Origin of the sequence: Marinococcus luteus (assembly GCF_034497705.1) — a bacterium.
Lineage (GTDB): Bacteria > Bacillota > Bacilli > Bacillales > Marinococcaceae > Marinococcus > Marinococcus luteus_A.
The window spans coordinates 555,412-571,474 of record NZ_JAXRUV010000001.1 but is presented as its reverse complement, the minus strand read 5'-3'; the positions used below and the strand labels follow the sequence as shown (position 1 = coordinate 571,474).

Annotated in this window: 16 protein-coding genes and 1 other RNA gene; 2 read left to right on the top strand and 15 right to left on the bottom strand. The window is 55.2% G+C overall.

All coding sequences use genetic code 11. From position 1 onward, the window contains the following. Positions 1-133 precede the first annotated feature (133 nt). The 4 genes from Q9M42_RS02980 to Q9M42_RS02965 form a co-directional block, all read right to left on the bottom strand. Positions 134-538 carry a CoA-binding protein gene (locus Q9M42_RS02980; protein WP_322525042.1) on the bottom strand — a complete coding sequence of 135 codons (405 nt, stop codon included), beginning with the start codon at positions 536-538 and terminating at the stop codon, positions 134-136. A gap of 36 nt (positions 539-574) precedes the next feature. Beyond that, positions 575-2,113: an ABC transporter permease/substrate-binding protein gene (locus tag Q9M42_RS02975; protein WP_322525041.1), complete on the bottom strand. Its 1,539-nt coding sequence runs from the start codon at positions 2,111-2,113 to the stop codon at positions 575-577. Then, the gene (locus tag Q9M42_RS02970) at positions 2,110-3,186 is read right to left on the bottom strand and encodes an ABC transporter ATP-binding protein (RefSeq protein ID WP_322525040.1); all 1,077 of its coding nucleotides are present in this window, start codon (positions 3,184-3,186) and stop codon (positions 2,110-2,112) included. The genes Q9M42_RS02975 and Q9M42_RS02970 overlap by 4 nt, the downstream gene beginning before the upstream one ends. Before the next feature lie 125 nt (positions 3,187-3,311). Next, positions 3,312-4,829: a carboxypeptidase M32 gene (locus Q9M42_RS02965; protein WP_322525039.1), complete on the bottom strand. Its 1,518-nt coding sequence runs from the start codon at positions 4,827-4,829 to the stop codon at positions 3,312-3,314. 92 nt (positions 4,830-4,921) lie between these two features. Between Q9M42_RS02965 and Q9M42_RS02960 the strand changes: the two genes are divergently transcribed. Beyond that, positions 4,922-5,221, top strand: a complete 300-nt coding sequence (locus tag Q9M42_RS02960; protein WP_322525038.1) for a HesB/YadR/YfhF family protein — start codon at positions 4,922-4,924, stop codon at positions 5,219-5,221. On the opposite strand, the gene Q9M42_RS02955 is transcribed toward Q9M42_RS02960, so the two are convergent. From Q9M42_RS02955 to Q9M42_RS02920, 8 genes are all read right to left on the bottom strand, one after another. Continuing rightward, complete coding sequence (locus Q9M42_RS02955; RefSeq protein ID WP_322525037.1) at positions 5,218-6,363, bottom strand: THUMP domain-containing class I SAM-dependent RNA methyltransferase; 1,146 nt, start codon at positions 6,361-6,363, stop codon at positions 5,218-5,220. The genes Q9M42_RS02960 and Q9M42_RS02955 overlap by 4 nt on opposite strands. 93 nt (positions 6,364-6,456) lie before the next feature. Further along, positions 6,457-6,839, bottom strand: an RNA gene (rnpB, locus tag Q9M42_RS02950) — RNase P RNA component class B. A gap of 71 nt (positions 6,840-6,910) precedes the next feature. Next, complete coding sequence (locus tag Q9M42_RS02945; RefSeq protein ID WP_322525036.1) at positions 6,911-7,318, bottom strand: ribonuclease HI family protein; 408 nt, start codon at positions 7,316-7,318, stop codon at positions 6,911-6,913. 18 nt (positions 7,319-7,336) lie between these two features. Next, a complete protein-coding gene (gene gpsB, locus Q9M42_RS02940) occupies positions 7,337-7,729 on the bottom strand; it encodes a cell division regulator GpsB (RefSeq protein WP_440972300.1) in 393 nt (130 codons plus the stop codon). Between the two features lie 125 nt (positions 7,730-7,854). After that, entirely contained in the window at positions 7,855-8,412 is a 558-nt protein-coding gene (locus Q9M42_RS02935) for a DUF1273 domain-containing protein (RefSeq protein WP_322525034.1), read from the bottom strand. After that, the gene (locus Q9M42_RS02930) at positions 8,409-9,653 is read right to left on the bottom strand and encodes a ribonuclease H-like domain-containing protein (RefSeq protein WP_322525249.1); all 1,245 of its coding nucleotides are present in this window, start codon (positions 9,651-9,653) and stop codon (positions 8,409-8,411) included. The genes Q9M42_RS02935 and Q9M42_RS02930 overlap by 4 nt, the downstream gene beginning before the upstream one ends. After that, positions 9,643-11,955 (bottom strand): DEAD/DEAH box helicase, encoded by a 2,313-nt coding sequence (locus Q9M42_RS02925; RefSeq protein ID WP_322525033.1) that lies wholly within the window; start codon positions 11,953-11,955, stop codon positions 9,643-9,645. The genes Q9M42_RS02930 and Q9M42_RS02925 overlap by 11 nt, the downstream gene beginning before the upstream one ends. A 384-nt stretch (positions 11,956-12,339) precedes the next feature. Continuing rightward, positions 12,340-13,257, bottom strand: coding sequence for a chemotaxis protein (locus Q9M42_RS02920; protein WP_322525032.1), 918 nt, complete (start codon positions 13,255-13,257; stop codon positions 12,340-12,342). Between the two features lie 139 nt (positions 13,258-13,396). On the opposite strand from Q9M42_RS02920, the gene Q9M42_RS02915 reads away from it, so the two are divergent. After that, complete coding sequence (locus tag Q9M42_RS02915; RefSeq protein ID WP_322525031.1) at positions 13,397-14,380, top strand: zinc-binding dehydrogenase; 984 nt, start codon at positions 13,397-13,399, stop codon at positions 14,378-14,380. 138 nt (positions 14,381-14,518) lie between these two features. On the opposite strand, the gene Q9M42_RS02910 is transcribed toward Q9M42_RS02915, so the two are convergent. The 3 genes from Q9M42_RS02910 to Q9M42_RS02900 form a co-directional block, all read right to left on the bottom strand. After that, positions 14,519-15,322, bottom strand: a complete 804-nt coding sequence (locus Q9M42_RS02910) for an ABC transporter ATP-binding protein (RefSeq protein ID WP_322525030.1) — start codon at positions 15,320-15,322, stop codon at positions 14,519-14,521. 12 nt (positions 15,323-15,334) lie between these two features. Further along, a complete protein-coding gene (locus Q9M42_RS02905) occupies positions 15,335-15,625 on the bottom strand; it encodes a hypothetical protein (protein WP_322525029.1) in 291 nt (96 codons plus the stop codon). Between the two features lie 79 nt (positions 15,626-15,704). After that, positions 15,705-16,040 carry a cyclic-phosphate processing receiver domain-containing protein gene (locus Q9M42_RS02900; RefSeq protein ID WP_079476470.1) on the bottom strand — a complete coding sequence of 112 codons (336 nt, stop codon included), beginning with the start codon at positions 16,038-16,040 and terminating at the stop codon, positions 15,705-15,707. Between the last annotated feature and the right edge of the window lie 23 nt (positions 16,041-16,063).

The following is a 16,063-nucleotide window of genomic DNA, read 5'->3' as shown; positions in this document are numbered from 1 at the left end:
ATATTTCATACTAACACAGTTTGTCAATGAACGGGAACATATGTTTCGATTTCACGGCCATCCCTTCTGCAGACAGGAAAACCTTGGCAGGAGAGCCCCGCCAAGGTTGGATACTGTTCGGTATAATCGGTGCTTACGCGATCGCATGCTCCACTTTAATGCAACGGTCCATGATTACTGTCATGCCTGCATTGGCAGCAATATCGTACGCTTCCTCGCTCACCAGGCCGAGCTGGGCCCAGAACACGTCTGCGTCCACCTGGGCCGCTTCCTCGGCTACGCCTTTGAGAAACTCGCTGCGGCGGAACACATTCACGATATCAATGTGGCCCTCAATGTCTTTCAGCGAGTCGACGGCCGGAATGTCAAAAACTTTTTCTACGGTCGGATTGACCGGAATAATCTCGTAGCCCGCTTCAAGCATGACTTTGCTGATCTGGTAGGACGTCCGGTACGGGTTATCCGACAGGCCGACGACCGCGATACGTTTGCTCCGGTCGAGAATGGCCCGTATTTCTTGTCGTTCAGGGTTTTTCATTGGTTGTCCCTCCTTGAGATACGAATGTACTGCCTGTTAGTTGCTGCCAAGCAGGTTGTTTTCTTCGAGGTAGTCCCGGGCCACTTCCCGGTGGTCGGCGTCTTCGTAGTCCACCTCGTAGTTCATTTCCTGCATTTCTTCATCGGTAATCTCGCCGCCGAGACGGTTTAACGCTTCTTCGAGACCAGGGTTATCATCCAGGGTTTCCTGCTTTAACAGCGGAGCGCCCTGGTACGGCGGAAACACATTTTCGTCGTCTTCAAGCACGGTAAGTCCGTACTCTATGATATACGCCTCTGTGGAGTAGGCGTCAATCAAATCGACCTGGCCTTCCTGCAGTGCGTTCGAACGCAGACCGGCGTCGAGAGTTTCCACTTCGTCAAACTCAAACCCGTACTCGTCCACAATCGCCGGATAGCCATCGGTCTGCCGGTCGGCAAATTCAAAGGTAAACCCGGGGACGAGTTCATCAGTATGCGGCTCGAGATCGGAAATGGTCTCAATGCCCAGGTCATCAGCTTCTTCTTCGCGAAGCGCCAGCGCGTACGTATTGTTGAATGCCATCGGTTCCAGGTAGGCCAGGTCATCATCAGCCAGCAGGCTGCGCGCCTCCTCGTACACTTCTTCGCGCGAACTGCCGGCCGGTACGCCCTGGTCATACAGGTTGGCGGTGACAGTACCGGTAAACTCCGGATAAATATCAATATCGTCGGACTCCAGGGCGTTAAACGCGATGCTCGTGCTACCGAGACCGGTGTCAACGCTGGTTTCGATATCGGTGTTTTCCTCAATTAACAGTGAATACATGTTGGCGAGAATTTCAGGTTCAGCCCCTTCCTTTCCGCCAATCACGAGCTCTTCCTCCTGAGTGGAGGCAAGCGCCGGGGTGATGACGATCAAAAGGGCGACCCCGAGAACAATTGCAACCGGGGCAAGTGCTTTGCCCTGGGACGTGCGCTCCGTTATACGCAGCACTAGGTCAAAAAACAGAGCCAGAAGTGCTGCCGGAATGGCGCCGAGCAGAATGTAGGCATTGTTCGCCCGGTCGATGCCCGTCATGATGAAATCACCGAGGCCTCCTGCACTGATCAAAGCCGCCAGAGTAGCGGTTCCGACAATCAGCACCATGGACGTCCGGATACCGGCCATGATGACCGGCATGGCCATCGGCAGCTCAATTTTGCGCAGGCGCCGGAAGGAATTCATTCCCATGCCGGTGGCCGCTTCCACAAGGGCCGGATCTACACCGGCAATGCCAGTGTAGGTGTTGCGTAGAATCGGAAGCAGCGCGTAGGCGGTCAGCGCGACCACTGCCGGAACGGTGCCGATCTGATTAAGAATGAGAATCATGAATCCGAGCAGGGCCAGACTTGGAATCGTCTGCAGCACAGCGGCGATGCCGATGATCGGCTCGGCAATCGACCGGCGCCGGGTCAGAAGCACGCCGACCGGAACCGCAATAAAGGATGCGCACAGAAGCGAGATCAGACTCATGTTTACGTGCTCCCACACGAGGGTCCAGAACTGCCCCTGCTCATCAGTGAACAGCTGATACGTGTTTTCGAGTAAATTCATGCCTCCGTGTCACCTCCTGCGGATGCGAGTTTCGCTTTTTGCAGAAACTGCATTACGTCCTTGTAGCTGAGCGCCCCGACGAGCCGCCCTTCTTCGAGCACCGGGAGCGCTTCGGCGTCAGTGTCGTTAAAGGTCTTAAGAGCGTCATACAGCACATGATCCGGGGAAATCACGGTTTTTTGGGACGCAATGGAGTCGCCGTCCCGGCGGCCGAGAAACGTGTCATTATGGTCAAAAATATACAGAGGAGCCGGGTACAGCGGCATTTCGGGCATGTCATGGACACTTGCGATGTACTGGCTGTCGCGCCCGCTCATGACTGAACGGACCGGGGTGTCCCATTCGTCCCGGCGGTCTCCGATAAAGTCTCGAACAAAGTCATTGGCCGGCTCATTTTTCAGCTCGCGCGGCGTGCCGACCTGGACGATGTCGCCGTCTTTCATGAGGCAGATCCGGTCGCCAAGGGCGAGTGCCTCGTCCATGTCGTGGGTGACGAAAACAATCGTTTTTTGGATGTTCTGCTGCAGGGCGCGGATGTCCTCCTGCAGCTGTTCCCGGCTCAGCGGGTCCAGGGCACTGAACGGCTCATCCATCAGGATAATATCCGGGTCTGCGGCGAGTGCCCGTATCACCCCGATCCGCTGCTGCTGGCCGCCGGAGAGCTCCGACGGCTTCCGATTGCGGTATGTATCCGGGTCGAGGCCGACCATCTGCAGCAGTTCATCGACGCGTTCCTTGATCTCGTTTTTCTTCCAGCGCCGCATTTCCGGAACGACCGCAATGTTTTCGGCAATGGTCATCGTCGGAAACAGCGCAATCTGCTGCAGCACGTACCCGACGTTCCACCGCAGTTCATGGCGGTCCCAGTCCCGGATGTCCTTGTCCTGGATCCGGATCGTGCCGGTGCTTGGTTCAATCAGCCGGTTGATCATTTTCAGCGTGGTCGTCTTGCCGCACCCGCTCGGGCCGATCAAGACGAAAAATTCCCCCTGCTCGACCGTGGCGTTAAAGTTTTGCACGGCCGGGTCGTCGGCACCGGGAAACGTCTTTGCAATGTCAGTGAATGTAATCATGCCAATCCCCCTATTATGGTTCTGTTGCAAGGGACATCTAAATTATTAGAGTCTCTACTTTATTTCACAAAAGTGCATCCTTCAAACGTCCCGGGGCGGAACCCCCGCTGCATAGGGCAGCGGGATCAGGACCAGCGGTACAGGCTCTGGTATTTATGGGACAGGTGGGCAAGCAGCGGTTCCGGGTTGGTCCCTTCCCCGGTCGCGGCTGCAATGATGTCGGCCGGCCGTTTCATCCGTCCGTGCTGGTGCACGTGTTCGGTCAACCAGTGCCGGATTGGTGCGAGGTCACCGCTTGTGATCAGATCATCGAACGCCGGCAGGTCACGCACCATCGCCTGCTGGAGCTGGGCCGCATAGATATAGCCGAGCGCATAGGACGGGAAGTAGCCAAAGGCGCCGCCCGCCCAGTGCACGTCCTGCAGTACCCCTTCGGAGTGGTTCGCCGGCATGACGCCGAGGTACTGCTTCATTTTTTCGTTCCAAGCTTCCGGCAGATCCTTCACCTGCAGGCTGCCTTCGATCAGGGCTTTTTCCAGCTCGTAGCGGAGAATGATATGCAGGGAATAGGTCATTTCATCGGCTTCAATCCGGATCAGGGACGGTTCGACGCTATTGACGGCAAAGTAGAAATCGTCGAGGGCCACGTGCTGAAACTGGCCGCCGCTGAGCTCCTGGAGCCTGCCGTAGTTGTTTTCCCAGAACGAGCGGGTCCGCGCCACGAAATTTTCCCAGAACAGCGACTGCGATTCATGGATGCCCATCGATGCGCCGTCCGCCAGAATCGTTCCGGCGAGATCTGCGCCAAGGTTTTGCTCATACAGCGCATGGCCGCCTTCGTGGATCGTGCCGAACACGGCGGTGCGGAAGTCGGATTCGTCGTATTTGGTGGTAACCCGCACGTCGTTTTGGTTCAGGCCGACCGCAAACGGATGCACGGTTTCATCAAGCCGTCCGGCATCAAAATCGTACGTCATTTGCCGGAGCACATGCTCGCTGAAGGCGCGCTGCCGGTCCTTTGGAAAATGGGCATGCAGAAACGAGGTGTCCGGCCGTACCGACGCTGCTTTTACATTTTCCACAAGCGGCATCAGGCCGTCGCGGAGCCTGGAAAAGGTCGTGTCCAGAGTCGAGACGGTCATGCCAGGCTCAAAGTCATGCAAAAGCGCATTGTACGGGTGCCCGTCGTAGCCGAGATAATCCGCGAACCGGCGCTGGTAGGCGACGATTTCTTCGAGGTACGGGCGGAACCCTTCGAAGTCCCCGGACGCTTTCGCCTCTTCCCAGTACGATTCCGTTTTGGATGTAAGTGTCGTAAACGCCTGATACTCGTCGCGGGGCAGACGCTCCATTCGTTTTACCTCGGTGAGCGTTTCTTCCGCGGCTCTCCGGGCGACCGCAGACACCTGCTCTGCTGCCTCCGGCTCGAGCAGATACTGGCTCATTTCCTTCAGACGTCCGGAGGTTTTCCGGGCAAACAGTTCGGTCGCAAGCGCCCCCACTACTTCGGAGCGTTCCTCCACTCCTTTTTTGGGTGCTCCAGTCCGTGCGTCCCATCCGAGCAGGCTGAGCGCCTGATTGTAAGCATCCAGGCTGCGCTGTTCGGTCAAAAAATCCCGTTCGATCTGTGCATAATCCGGCATAGTGATTCCTCCTTGTTATGAACTCTGTTTGGTGTGACTCTCTCCTTCATGATATAACAAAGAGTGGAAGGGAGCGAAAGATACGTATGCAAATGACGATTACTGAAGAAGCAGGCCGCCACTACAAACAGGAAATGGACCTCGCCGACGGGGCGGCTGTACGCCTGTTTGTCCGTATCGGCGGCGTGGGTTCCGGCGGATTTTCGATCGGGGTGGAGCCCGGGGACCCGTCCGGCACCAGTTACCGGACGGAAGCGGGCGGTCTGCGTTTTTTTGTGGAACCGCAGGACCAGTGGTACCTCGATGGCATGACAATCAGCTATCATCCGGCCATCGACTACCTTCATTTTGACAATCCCCGGCTCGGGGACACCGATCACCCGAACAATTAGGACGGGCGGGGCGGTCTCGGCCCCCAGTACTGGTAATAATCCGTTTTGATGTTGCCGTTATAGAGCTTGCGCCGTTTGGTCGCCTGCCGGCCGAACAGGGATTCAAACCGTTCATGGGACGTCAGCACATAGTAGGACCAGGTCGGTGTATCCCGGGCGATGCGGCCAAGCGCCCGGTACATTTCCTCCACCTCTTCCATTTCCCCGATTCGTTCCCCGTACGGCGGATTGCTGATAACGGCGCCGTACTCACCCTTTGGCTTAAAGTCCCGCGCCGCCATCTGCTTGAATGTGATCAGGCCGTACATGCCGGCTTCTTTGGCGTTTTCCTCCGCGACTTCGATGGCCTTCGGATTCAGATCGGTACCGGTAATCATGAGCGGCTGGTCATCGCGGATGAGGTCTTCGGCTTCCTGGCGCGCCGCCTGCCACTGCATGGTTTCGGCCCATGGCCACGTTTCGCTCACAAACGAGCGGTTCACGCCGGGGGCCATGTTCTGGCCGATCATGGCCGCTTCGATGGGAATCGTGCCCGAGCCGCAGAATAAATCGACGAGCGGGCGGTCCGGATGCCAGTTGGCAAGCATAACCATTGCTGCCGCCAGCGTTTCCTTGAGCGGTGCCTGGGCGTGCGTCTCCCGGTAGCCACGCTGGTTCAGCCCGGCCCCGGACGTATCGAGCGACAGCACGGCTTCGTCCTTATGCAGCGCCACCTCGAGCTTAAAAAGCGATCCGTTTTCCGGGAACCATTCACTCTGGTAGGACTGCTTCAGCCGTTCCACGACGGCTTTTTTGACGATCGCCTGGCAGTCCGACACGCTGAACAACGTGGATTTGACCGATCGGCCGCTGACAGGGAATTCGGCATTTTCGGGCAGGAATTGCTCCCACGGAAGGGCCTTCGTCTGTTCGAACAGCTCGTCAAATGTCTCGGCGGTAAAAGCTCCAATCTTGATTTTCACGCGTCCGGCGGTGCGGAGCCACAGGTTGGCCCGGGCAATGCCTTCGGCGGGAGCTTCAAATTCCACCCGGCCGTTTTCGGTACGCAGGTGCCGGTAGCCGAGCGCTTTGATTTCTTTGGCAACCAGGGCTTCAAGGCCCATCGTCGCCGTGGCGATTAATGTGTATGTTGGTTGGGTCATAGGTTCCTCCTTGGACGTCAATGTCCGTTCATATCTACTAAAAAAACCCCTGAATTATACTCCAGGGGTTTTGCTTCAAGAAGCCGGGACCGTTCGTGTAAGCCATGTTCTGTTCCCTTGTGCTGCCAGCGGCTGTTCACCTTGCACTCGGGTGGTAATCATCTATCTGCAGAAAACGTTCTGCCCTTTCGTTCCGTTGAATTTCTTCCGAAAGGCGCCCCTACCTAATTTTGGGTTTCTCGCTCGAGGGGTTTACCGCGTTCCACTCCGGCCGTTTCCAGCCGGACTACGTCACTGTGGCACTGTTCAGGGTACTCCAGCCATATCCGGCAGGACACAGGCTGTTTCCCCGCCGTCAGCTCCGAAACGAAGCTGCTCTGACTTATGGTTTCGTCAGACACGAACACTACAGCCGTCTCAGGCTGTGCGAGCATGGACTTTCCTCTGTATGGGTACATACAGCGATTACCTGAACGGTCCCGGCTCTTTATGGCCAGGTGCTATTATATCGGTTCCAGGCGCAAGAAGCAAGCAAAGAAACTGGGGATCAGCACCGATCGCCCGTGCCCGAAGCGAGCACGGCCTGCCTGGCCAGCCGGTCGGCCGCGCGGTTGTCCCGGGAGGGCACCCATTTGAGAAAACAAAGGGGCAGTTCCTCTTCGGCACGCAGGATTTTGGTTAAATACGGCTGATAGAGCTTTCGTTTCACAAACCGTTTTTCCACCGACGCATTTACTAGCTGCGAATCGGTCCGGATCGAGGCCGAATGCCAGCCGCGCTCGCGGCAGAGCTCATACGCCTGCACGCACGCTTCAAATTCCGCTTCATTGTTGGTCAGGCAGCCGAGCGGTCGGGAAAATTCCTCCACGCTCCCGTCATCGTGCTTCACAAATATGCCGATACCGGAAGGACCGGGCTGGCCAGCGCTCGCTCCGTCAATATGAATCGTACGCATATGCCCGCGTCCCCGCCTTTAATCGTATAATTTCTTGCCGAATACTTCTTTTTCGAGGTTTGAGAGCCTTTTTAAAATATCGTAATTGGTTGTCCCGGCGACCGGTTCGGCTGCGGTGGTGTTCGAAGCGGTGTCCGTACTGCCGGCGCTGCTTTCGGACCGGGTGGAGGTCGACGAGGTCACGGTGCGCTGATAGCGGGAATCTCCTTCCGGCGATGCGGCTGTCCGCTGCTCCGGCGAGCGGTTCAGCTGGTCTTCGAGCTCACGCACTTTCTGTTCGAACCGTTCATAGTCCTGAATAATAATGTCCAAAAATTGGTCGACTTCGTCTTTGTTGTAGCCTTTGACACTGTTTTTAAAATCTTTGTCTAAAATGTCTTTGGCAGATAACTGTGTCTGTTCCATCAGCAAGGACCACCTCTGCTTTATTTGTATGATACATTCGCAGCCGCCGGCGCCTGCCGGGCGGACGACCACGCATTTATCTGCTTATATTCTTTCAGAATACATAAAAAAAGTCAATTTCCTTCCCGCATCTATCCGTCCCATTCCCGTTCGGTTTCCTCGCGCACGGTTTCCTCGAGGTCCTCCGGCACAATGGTATAGACCGGATAATGGTCACTCTCCTGGCGTCTTTCGGCGGAGGCTAGCATATACCTGGGCACGCCCTCCTGCTCCTCGTCATACAGAATCAAAAGGGCGTCCGTATGAGAAATAATAAAGTCGTTTTTGGCCTTCAGCTGCGACGGATTGACGTACGGGCGCTTGGAAATCGCGTCCACGTAGTCTGCGCTCTGCTTCAGCTCCGCGTAAGCGGTGCGGACGTGCTCCGGCCAGATGGAGTCCTGTTCGAGAAATGGCTCAAGCACAGCGAGCTGGATATGGTCATACTCCTCCCGCAGCGCGTTCCATGCTTCAGCCGCCCACCATTCCACGCCGGGCTGCCCGGAAATAATCAGCCATTCGCTTCCTTCTTCAATCAGCGCCCGCAGCCGCTTTTCGAGTGTTTTTCGGATGTAGGCAATTTCCGGGGCGTCGTCTTTGAAGATGCCGAGCTCTGCCGGCTTATAGCCGGTCGCTGCGAGCCGCCTCAAGACGTCCGCCCCCGTTTGCTCATCAGCCGCTCAAGCCGTTTGTGCAGGTCCGCCTGTTGCCCGGCCGGAAGCATGATTCCTGCGCGTTCGGCCTTGGTCTGGACCCCTGCGGCGTACAACAGCGCCCGCTCGGGGTTTTTCGCCTGGTGCTCTTCCCATTTGGCGAGCTCCACGCCGGCCTCAAGCGTATAACGCGAATTCTCGTTTCGCTCCCACACCTTTTCAAACCAGGGGATGGCTTCGGCGTATCGGTGCTGTTTTTTTAAATTGACGCCGTAACGGTGCATCGTTTCGCTGTCCTCGTCCCCGCTTTCGACCATTGCGGTGTAGTGCTGGGCGCTTTTCGTCCATTCCTTCTGCTGATCAAACCACTTGGCGACGGCAAGCGACTGTTTTTCGCCTGTGCCGTCCGCAAGAATTCGTTTGGAAATATCAATGTAAAGCGTGATCAGTGACAAAATATCCTGCTCGTTATGCTCCATAATCCCGGTGACAAATTCGGGAAGCCCTTCGTTCACGTAGTCAAAGTACAGCATCGGCGCGAGGTAGCCCGGGGTGTCGTCGTGGCGGACAAATCCGAGAATATCCCGTTCCACCACGCTCAGCCGGCACGATTCCAGCCGATCGGCAAACAGGCGCCGGCTCGCGTGCAGAAGATCAAAGTGGCCGAAGGCCGGAAGCTTTGGCACCTGATTACGCACAAGCGTATGCCGGGTCTGCACCTGGGGCCAGTCAAACGACTTCCCGTTATAGGTGACCAGGTTTTCCGCCGAATAGCATTCGGTCAGAAAATAATGATAAAGCGCCACTTCATGCTCCGGGCCGGGGAGAAAGTACTGCGACACCTCGACGCGGTCGCTGTAAACCCGGGCCCCGCCAAGCAGAAAGATGGTGGTGCCGGTCCCTCCTTTCAGCCCGGTCGTCTCGGTATCAAAAAACAGCAGGTCCTCCGGCCGCCGGCCCTCCGGATGCAGCGGATGAAACGCGGGCTCCTTCTTCCATCGGTCAAACACGGTGAACAGTTCGCCAAACGAGGCGCTGCCGTGAGTGTAGTCAAGCGGATACGTCACGGTCCGTTTTAAAATCGTTTCCCCGTCGTAATGCTTCGGCACCGCGCCAAAGGCTTCCCATTCGTCGAGGTGCAAAATCCCTGCCTCCTCCCTATTTTCTTCGGGAGGAGCGGGAGCAGAAGGGGCTTCCTCCTGCAGATGCGTTTTCATTCGTTTGAGTTTATTTTTCATGCTCACGGTCGGTACTCACCTCCTGTTCGGCCTGAAGCCGGTGAATGAATGCGAGCACGGTCGCCTTCGTGTTTCCGCTCAGCATAATATCCGACCCGATGCAGGAAGGGCAGCCGTCGTGACACGGACAGGCCTCAATCAACGAGGCGCAGTCGCCAAGCACCTCGGGCAGGTCGGTGAAAATAGTAGAGGACAGCCCGACGCCGCCCGGATAGCGGTCGTATAAAAAGATGGTCGGCTGCTCGGAATGGGTCGCCTTCATCTGCGGCACGACGTGGATGTCGGACGGATCGCACATGACCCGGACGGGCGCCGTGTGCCGGAGCACATTCGCAAGCCCCATCATTGCCTGCTCCAGCGTGTCGCGCCCAAACTCCCGAACGGTCTCTTCGGGGAAATGAAGCCAGCAGGCATTCGTATGCAGCTCCTCCTCCGGCAGATGCACGGTTCCGGAGCCGATGTTTTCAAACGTCGTCAGTTTGATTTTTTTAAAGATGGTCACCTTGGCGTGCACCATCACATCCCCAAAGCCGGCGTGGTAAGACGGATAGTCGGACGTTTTATCCTCTTCGAGTACCTTCAGCTCGACGGCCATGTTGGCATCAGTGTAGTAGTCGACCCGCACCTCCTCCACATACGCTTTTTTCTCGTCCCAGTCCAGATAAATGACCTGGTACTGCACGCCCTGGTGAATGTAAATGGCTTCGTCATGCAGCAGGGTCATCGCGCTGAACCGGTCCATCTGCCCGATCACCTTGGAGGCGGACGGCACCGTCTGGTCGATGATGACGACGTTTTCCTGCGAGGCCGAGCGCAGGCTGATGCCGTGCGCCGGAAACGCATCGCTCATCCAGTACCATTTGGAGCCCCGGTGGTGCACGACGTTTTCCTCCGACAGGTACTCGAGCACGTCGTTTACATCAACGCCGCCGAACGTGTCGTTGTCCCGGAATGGCAGTTCAAAGGCGGCACATTTCACATGGTCCACAAGAATGATCAGGTTATCGGGATGGATGCGCGCGGTTTCCGGGTTTTTCTCCAGAAAGTAATCGGAATGTTGGATCATGTACTGGTCAATCGGGTTGGAGCTTGCGATCATGACGATCAGCGACTCCGACTGGCGCCGTCCCGCACGCCCGGCCTGCTGCCAGGCGCTTGCAATCGAGCCCGGATAGCCGGACATGATGCATACCTGCAGCTGCCCGATGTCAACGCCAAGCTCGAGAGCGTTGGTGGAAATCACGCCCATAATATCGCCGGAACGCAGCCCTTCCTCAATGGCCCGCCGCTGGTTGGGAAGGTAGCCGCCGCGGTAGCCGGTCACGAGGCTCTGCTGGCCGGTCTGCCTGCTGTTCAAATGCTGCAGATGGCTTAAAATAACCTCCACCATTACCCGACTTTTCGTAAACACAATGGTCTGAACGTGCTGCTCGAGAAACGTATTGGCGAGCCGGTTCACTTCGGAAAGGACCCCTTTTCGGATATTCATCGCTTCGTTAATGACCGGCGGGTTGTAAAATACGAAATGCTTTTTCCCCTGCGGCGCCCCGTTGTTGTCCACGAGCTCAAAGGGCTGTTCGGTAAGGGTTTCGGCGAGCTCACGCGGGTTGGCGATCGTCGCGGAGGTCGTGATAAAGGTCGGCTCGGCCCCGTAGTAGCGGGCAATGCGAAGCAGCCGGCGCAGGACGTTCGCCACGTGGCTCCCGAATACCCCGCGGTACGTATGAATTTCATCAATCACGATATAGCGCAGGTGCTCAAACAGCGACACCCATTTGGTATGGTGCGGAAGAATGGCCGAGTGCAGCATGTCTGGGTTGGTCATGACGATATGGCCGGCGCGCCGGATTGACTGCCGGATGGTCGGCGGCGTGTCTCCGTCATACGTATAGCTGTTGATGGAGGCTCCGATCTCTTCGATAAATTCATTGATTTCGCTTTTCTGGTCCTGGGCGAGGGCCTTCGTCGGAAACAGATACAGAGCGCGTGCCTCCGGCTCGTCCATGATCGTCTGCAGCACCGGGAGGTTGTAGCATAGCGTTTTCCCAGAGGCGGTCGGCGTGATGGTGACGACATTGGCCTTCCGCCCGTAAGCCTCTTCAAACGCGGAATGCTGATGGGTGTACAGCGAATCGATGCCGCGGGCGGCAAGACCGGCGCGCAGGCGCTCATGCAGCTGTTCCGGGAAGGCTGCTGTTTTGGCCGGCCGTGCCTCCACGGTATGCCAGAATTCTATATTGGGCGCAATGGACGTGTCAGTTTTCATCCACTGCATTAATTCCTGTAAGGATTGTTTTTTCATGGTTGCTCACCTCAGCATATTCCCATTATAGCGAATGTATGTTTGTTTTTCTATCCCGGCTGTTTTTGTTGTTATAACACAGAAAAGGCTTCCCGCATACCGTTGCGGGAAGCCTTTTCGAGACGTGAGCGTTATTTAGTGTTGGTGTGATAGTCATTAATCATGTCGAGAATCGTCTGATTTTCCTCTTCCGGGGTGTAACGGTCTTCTTTCGATCTTGTGAAATGACGCATCCTAAAATCGCTCCTTTTCGTTAATGTTGTTATAATGTAATTCAAATTATATACCGTTGTTATAATACAGTCAACGGTTATTTCTCAATTTTTTCGAATTTTTTATAAAAAAAGCCCCTCTGCTTGCTCGCAGAGAGGCTCCATCGGTGGTTCAGCGGCCGGCAGCAGCGCGGATGCAGCTGTCGATTGTTTTTACCAGTGTATTAATTTCGGGCTTGCTCACCTGGGCATCGGCCCCGACTTTTTCTCCTTTGTGAAACAAATCCGCGGTAATCAGAGAGGAAAAAATAATGACCGGAAGACTGCGGAGGCTTTCATGGTCCTTGATTTTTTTCGTCAGATGATGGCCGTCCATCTGCGGCATTTCAATGTCTGTAATGACGAGATCCGGCAGGCTGGCCGCGGCGTCGTCTGCGAGTAATTCCTCGAGATACTCGTACGCTTCCCGGCCGTTTTCAAAGGAGCGGTGCTGCTTGTAGCCGGCTTCTGCGAGTGTATCGACAATCAGATGCTTGAGCACCGGCGAATCCTCCGCAATTAACACGGTCGTGTTTTCCCGGTCCGGCCTGTACGTCGGCAGGTGCTGGTCAAACAGGGTGTCCGGGGAAATGTCGCTAATGATTTTTTCGTAATCAAGCAGAAAGACCATGGCATGCTCCATTTTCACAATACCGATGGAGCGTGCTTCGAGCCCCTGGGACAGGGCGTTAGGCTTTTCAATATCCTCCCAGTTGATGCGGTGAATACGAGATACTTCTTCGACATGAAACGCTACCTTCACCTGATTGAGCTCTGCGATAATGTATTTGTCATGCCGGGCGTCATCTACCCCGTCGTGGTGAAGCACTTTTTTTAAGTCGATCACCGGAATCACTTCATTGCGCAGCCGGACAATCCCTTTGACATGCTCATGGTGATTGGGGACGGGAGTCACCTCCACCTGATGAATGATTTCTCGTACCTTTAACACATTGATGCCAAACTGACTGCTTCCGACGGAAAAAAGAACGATTTCGAGCTCATTCGTCCCGGATTCTAATAAAATGTTTTTTTCGCTAGCTAAGGACATTCCGTTTCCCTCCTGGTCTCTTTACTTCATATATCGGTCCCGGCGGGCAGGTGTTAAAGGCATTCAGGCAGGAGTTTTTATTTTTTGGATGTTTTTGGTTTGCAGGTGGAAGGTATAGGGAGGACAGGAGGTTGATAGAATGAAAGCACTTGTACTAAATAAAGCCGGAGACCCCGGCCAGTTAAAGGAAGAGGACATTGCCCTGCCGGAGCCGGAAGCTCATGAGCTCCGCATTAAAGTACACGCCGTAGGATTAAACCCGGTCGATTATAAATTAATGGCGTCCCCTCTCCCCGAATGGTCCTTCCCTCACGTTTCGGGTCTGGACGTATCCGGGGTGGTCGATGAAGTCGGCGCGGACGTAACCGATTGGTCGGTCGGCGATGAAGTGTATTATCACGGCAACATGACGGAAGACGGCGGTTTTGCGGAATTTACCACCACCCGGGCGGATGTGGTCTCATCTGTGCCGAAAGGATTGACGCATGCGGAAGCCGCGTCGATGCCGACGGCCGGCTTTACGGCCTACCAGTCGCTGTACCGGAAGGCTCCGCTTCGTCCCGGACAGACGATTATGATTCAGGCGGGAGCCGGCGGTGTTGGAAGCTTTGCGGTCCAGCTCGCCAAGCATCTCGGTCTCAAGGTCATTTCAACCTGCTCGAGCGAAAATGCGGACTATGTCAAAGACCTGGGTGCCGATCATGTGGTGGACTACCGCAGTGAGAATGTGGTGGAGGAAGTACACAAATGGACGGACGGGCGCGGCGTTGATGTGGTTCTTGATCTGGTCGGACAGCAGACAGCCACCGAAGCGCTGGATTATCTAGCCTTCAACGGCCATTTGATTGCTGTGGTGGAGTGGCCGGATCTTTCTCACTACGTAGCGAAAACGCTAGCCCCTTCCATTCATGAAGTGGCACTCGGCTTTGTCTACCGCTCCGATGATGAAGCACAGATTAAAGATCTCGGGTTCATTGCCCGGGAATTGGGAGAACTGGCCTCCCAGGGAAAAGTGAAGCCTTCCGTGAGCCGTACTATCGGCTTCAGTGACATCCCGGAGGCGTTAAAAGACATGCAGGACGGTCACACTCGCGGAAAAATCGTAGCATCGTTCGAGGCATAACTTGTTTTAGGGCCCTTTCCTTTATCAGGAAGGGTCTTTTTTTTTATGTGATGTGTTCTCTTTTATAATTTTAACTTTTATTTATCTGATATTTACGGTAATTGAAATTTTTATTATTAACCGAACAGCTATGTTCGGTCACCGGCGTATCGTCGCTCCCCCGGTAATAAACCATGGCCGCTGCTCATGCCATTGAATGCTTCCGTTTACGTCAAACGCAGTTGATATTTCCTGATCCGTCAGGACTTCCTGTTTCTTTCCATCCGCCTGCACCCGTCCGTTTTTCATAATCGTCGCAGCCTCCACAGCTCCCGGGAGTTCTTCGAGGTGATGGGTTACATACAGCACGGTCGGCGAATCGGGAGACTGCAGCGACGCTTCAAGCCCTTCGATCAGCTCTTCCCTTCCCTTTACATCAAGCCCGGTACATGGTTCATCAAGAAGCAGCAGCTTCGCTCCTGTTGTCCAGGCTCGCGCAAGCATCACCCGGCGCTTTTCTCCCTGTGAGAGCGCTGCATATGGCACGTCCCGGTACTGCGACACCCCAAACGTGTGCAGCGCATTCTCTGCACGTGCTGTGATCTCCTCCGGTGCCTGCTCATAAATACCGATGCTCGCAAAATAACCGCTTAATGCTACATTAAAGGCGGTTTCACCCGCGCGGTGCTGGTACTGATCGTCCAGGGCGTTGCTGACGATGCCGATTTCCCGGCGGAGGTCCTGCATGTTCACCCTGCCGTGACGGCCAAACCAGGTGTGCACTTCTCCTTCAGTGGCCCACACCTGCCCTAAAATTGCCTGCAGGAGCGTGGTTTTGCCGGAGCCGTTCAGGCCGAGAAGCGCCCGGTGCTCGCCTTGATTGACCATAAACGAGACGTCGTCAAGCCTGACACGGCCATTGGTCCGTATGCTCACATTTTTCATTTCCACTAAACGCTCCATTGTCTGACCTCCTTACGCTTCGGTGTGTTCATACAAATGAATATTGTTTGCGATTGTCTGATTTTTGTTTTTCAGCATCCACTTAAGCGTGGGATGATAGTCGAGCACCGGCGACGGCTCGATCAGATGCATAGTATCTTCATCGGCCGCCCGGACTTCCGGCGAGGTCCCAGGTGAGGCGTGCAGCTGGAATTCCTGAAGCCCCTGGCACCCGCCCGTGAATTCATAGGCAATCGTAATTGTCTGGTTCTCACCGAGACGGCGGATCGCTTCTGCCGCCCGGTCTGTGACGTTTATCTGCATAACTTGTGCCTCCTTTGATGCTTTCCATTATAGCAAAGCTTTTCCCAGTATAAAAAAAGAAGCCCTGAAAGGCTCCTTTTTAGGCATTCAATGGAAGCGGCCGGTGCAGAATCTTCACTCGTTCAGGAAGTTCTCCGGACTTTCTTGCTTCCATCAGTCTCCGGTACATCCGTTTACCGCCGACTGCATTGGCTGAGTGTATAGTAATCTTTGAAGGTATGATTTGTTTTTCAAGTAAATACAGCACGACGGAAAAACCATTAAAATACTTTGTTCCCAAATCGTGGTCAAGCGACAGATGGCTGACATCAGCCGTGTTTTGCAGTAATCGCATACATTCTTCAGCTGTTTTCACTAATACGTGATTATCCGGAGACTGTCGGACGTCGTCTAAAAAAATATTTGTTCCGTTCATGTCCCCATCCTTTATCTTACAGA

Excerpts from the sequence above, each read along its gene's own strand:
- Q9M42_RS02905 (WP_322525029.1), bottom strand. The coding sequence starts at position 15,625 with ATGCAGATAAACGTCACAGACCGGGCGGCAGAAGCGATCCGCCGTCTC.
- Q9M42_RS02910 (WP_322525030.1), bottom strand. The coding sequence starts at position 15,322 with ATGGAGCGTTTAGTGGAAATGAAAAATGTGAGCATACGGACCAATGGC.
- Q9M42_RS02975 (WP_322525041.1), bottom strand. The coding sequence starts at position 2,113 with ATGAATTTACTCGAAAACACGTATCAGCTGTTCACTGATGAGCAGGGG.
- Q9M42_RS02970 (WP_322525040.1), bottom strand. The coding sequence starts at position 3,186 with ATGATTACATTCACTGACATTGCAAAGACGTTTCCCGGTGCCGACGAC.
- Q9M42_RS02945 (WP_322525036.1), bottom strand. The coding sequence starts at position 7,318 with ATGCGTACGATTCATATTGACGGAGCGAGCGCTGGCCAGCCCGGTCCT.
- Q9M42_RS02980 (WP_322525042.1), bottom strand. The coding sequence starts at position 538 with ATGAAAAACCCTGAACGACAAGAAATACGGGCCATTCTCGACCGGAGC.
- Q9M42_RS02930 (WP_322525249.1), bottom strand. The coding sequence starts at position 9,653 with ATGAAAAATAAACTCAAACGAATGAAAACGCATCTGCAGGAGGAAGCC.
- Q9M42_RS02915 (WP_322525031.1), top strand. The coding sequence starts at position 13,397 with ATGAAAGCACTTGTACTAAATAAAGCCGGAGACCCCGGCCAGTTAAAG.
- Q9M42_RS02960 (WP_322525038.1), top strand. The coding sequence starts at position 4,922 with ATGACGATTACTGAAGAAGCAGGCCGCCACTACAAACAGGAAATGGAC.
- Q9M42_RS02900 (WP_079476470.1), bottom strand. The coding sequence starts at position 16,040 with ATGAACGGAACAAATATTTTTTTAGACGACGTCCGACAGTCTCCGGAT.
- Q9M42_RS02965 (WP_322525039.1), bottom strand. The coding sequence starts at position 4,829 with ATGCCGGATTATGCACAGATCGAACGGGATTTTTTGACCGAACAGCGC.
- Q9M42_RS02955 (WP_322525037.1), bottom strand. The coding sequence starts at position 6,363 with ATGACCCAACCAACATACACATTAATCGCCACGGCGACGATGGGCCTT.
- Q9M42_RS02920 (WP_322525032.1), bottom strand. The coding sequence starts at position 13,257 with ATGTCCTTAGCTAGCGAAAAAAACATTTTATTAGAATCCGGGACGAAT.
- Q9M42_RS02925 (WP_322525033.1), bottom strand. The coding sequence starts at position 11,955 with ATGAAAAAACAATCCTTACAGGAATTAATGCAGTGGATGAAAACTGAC.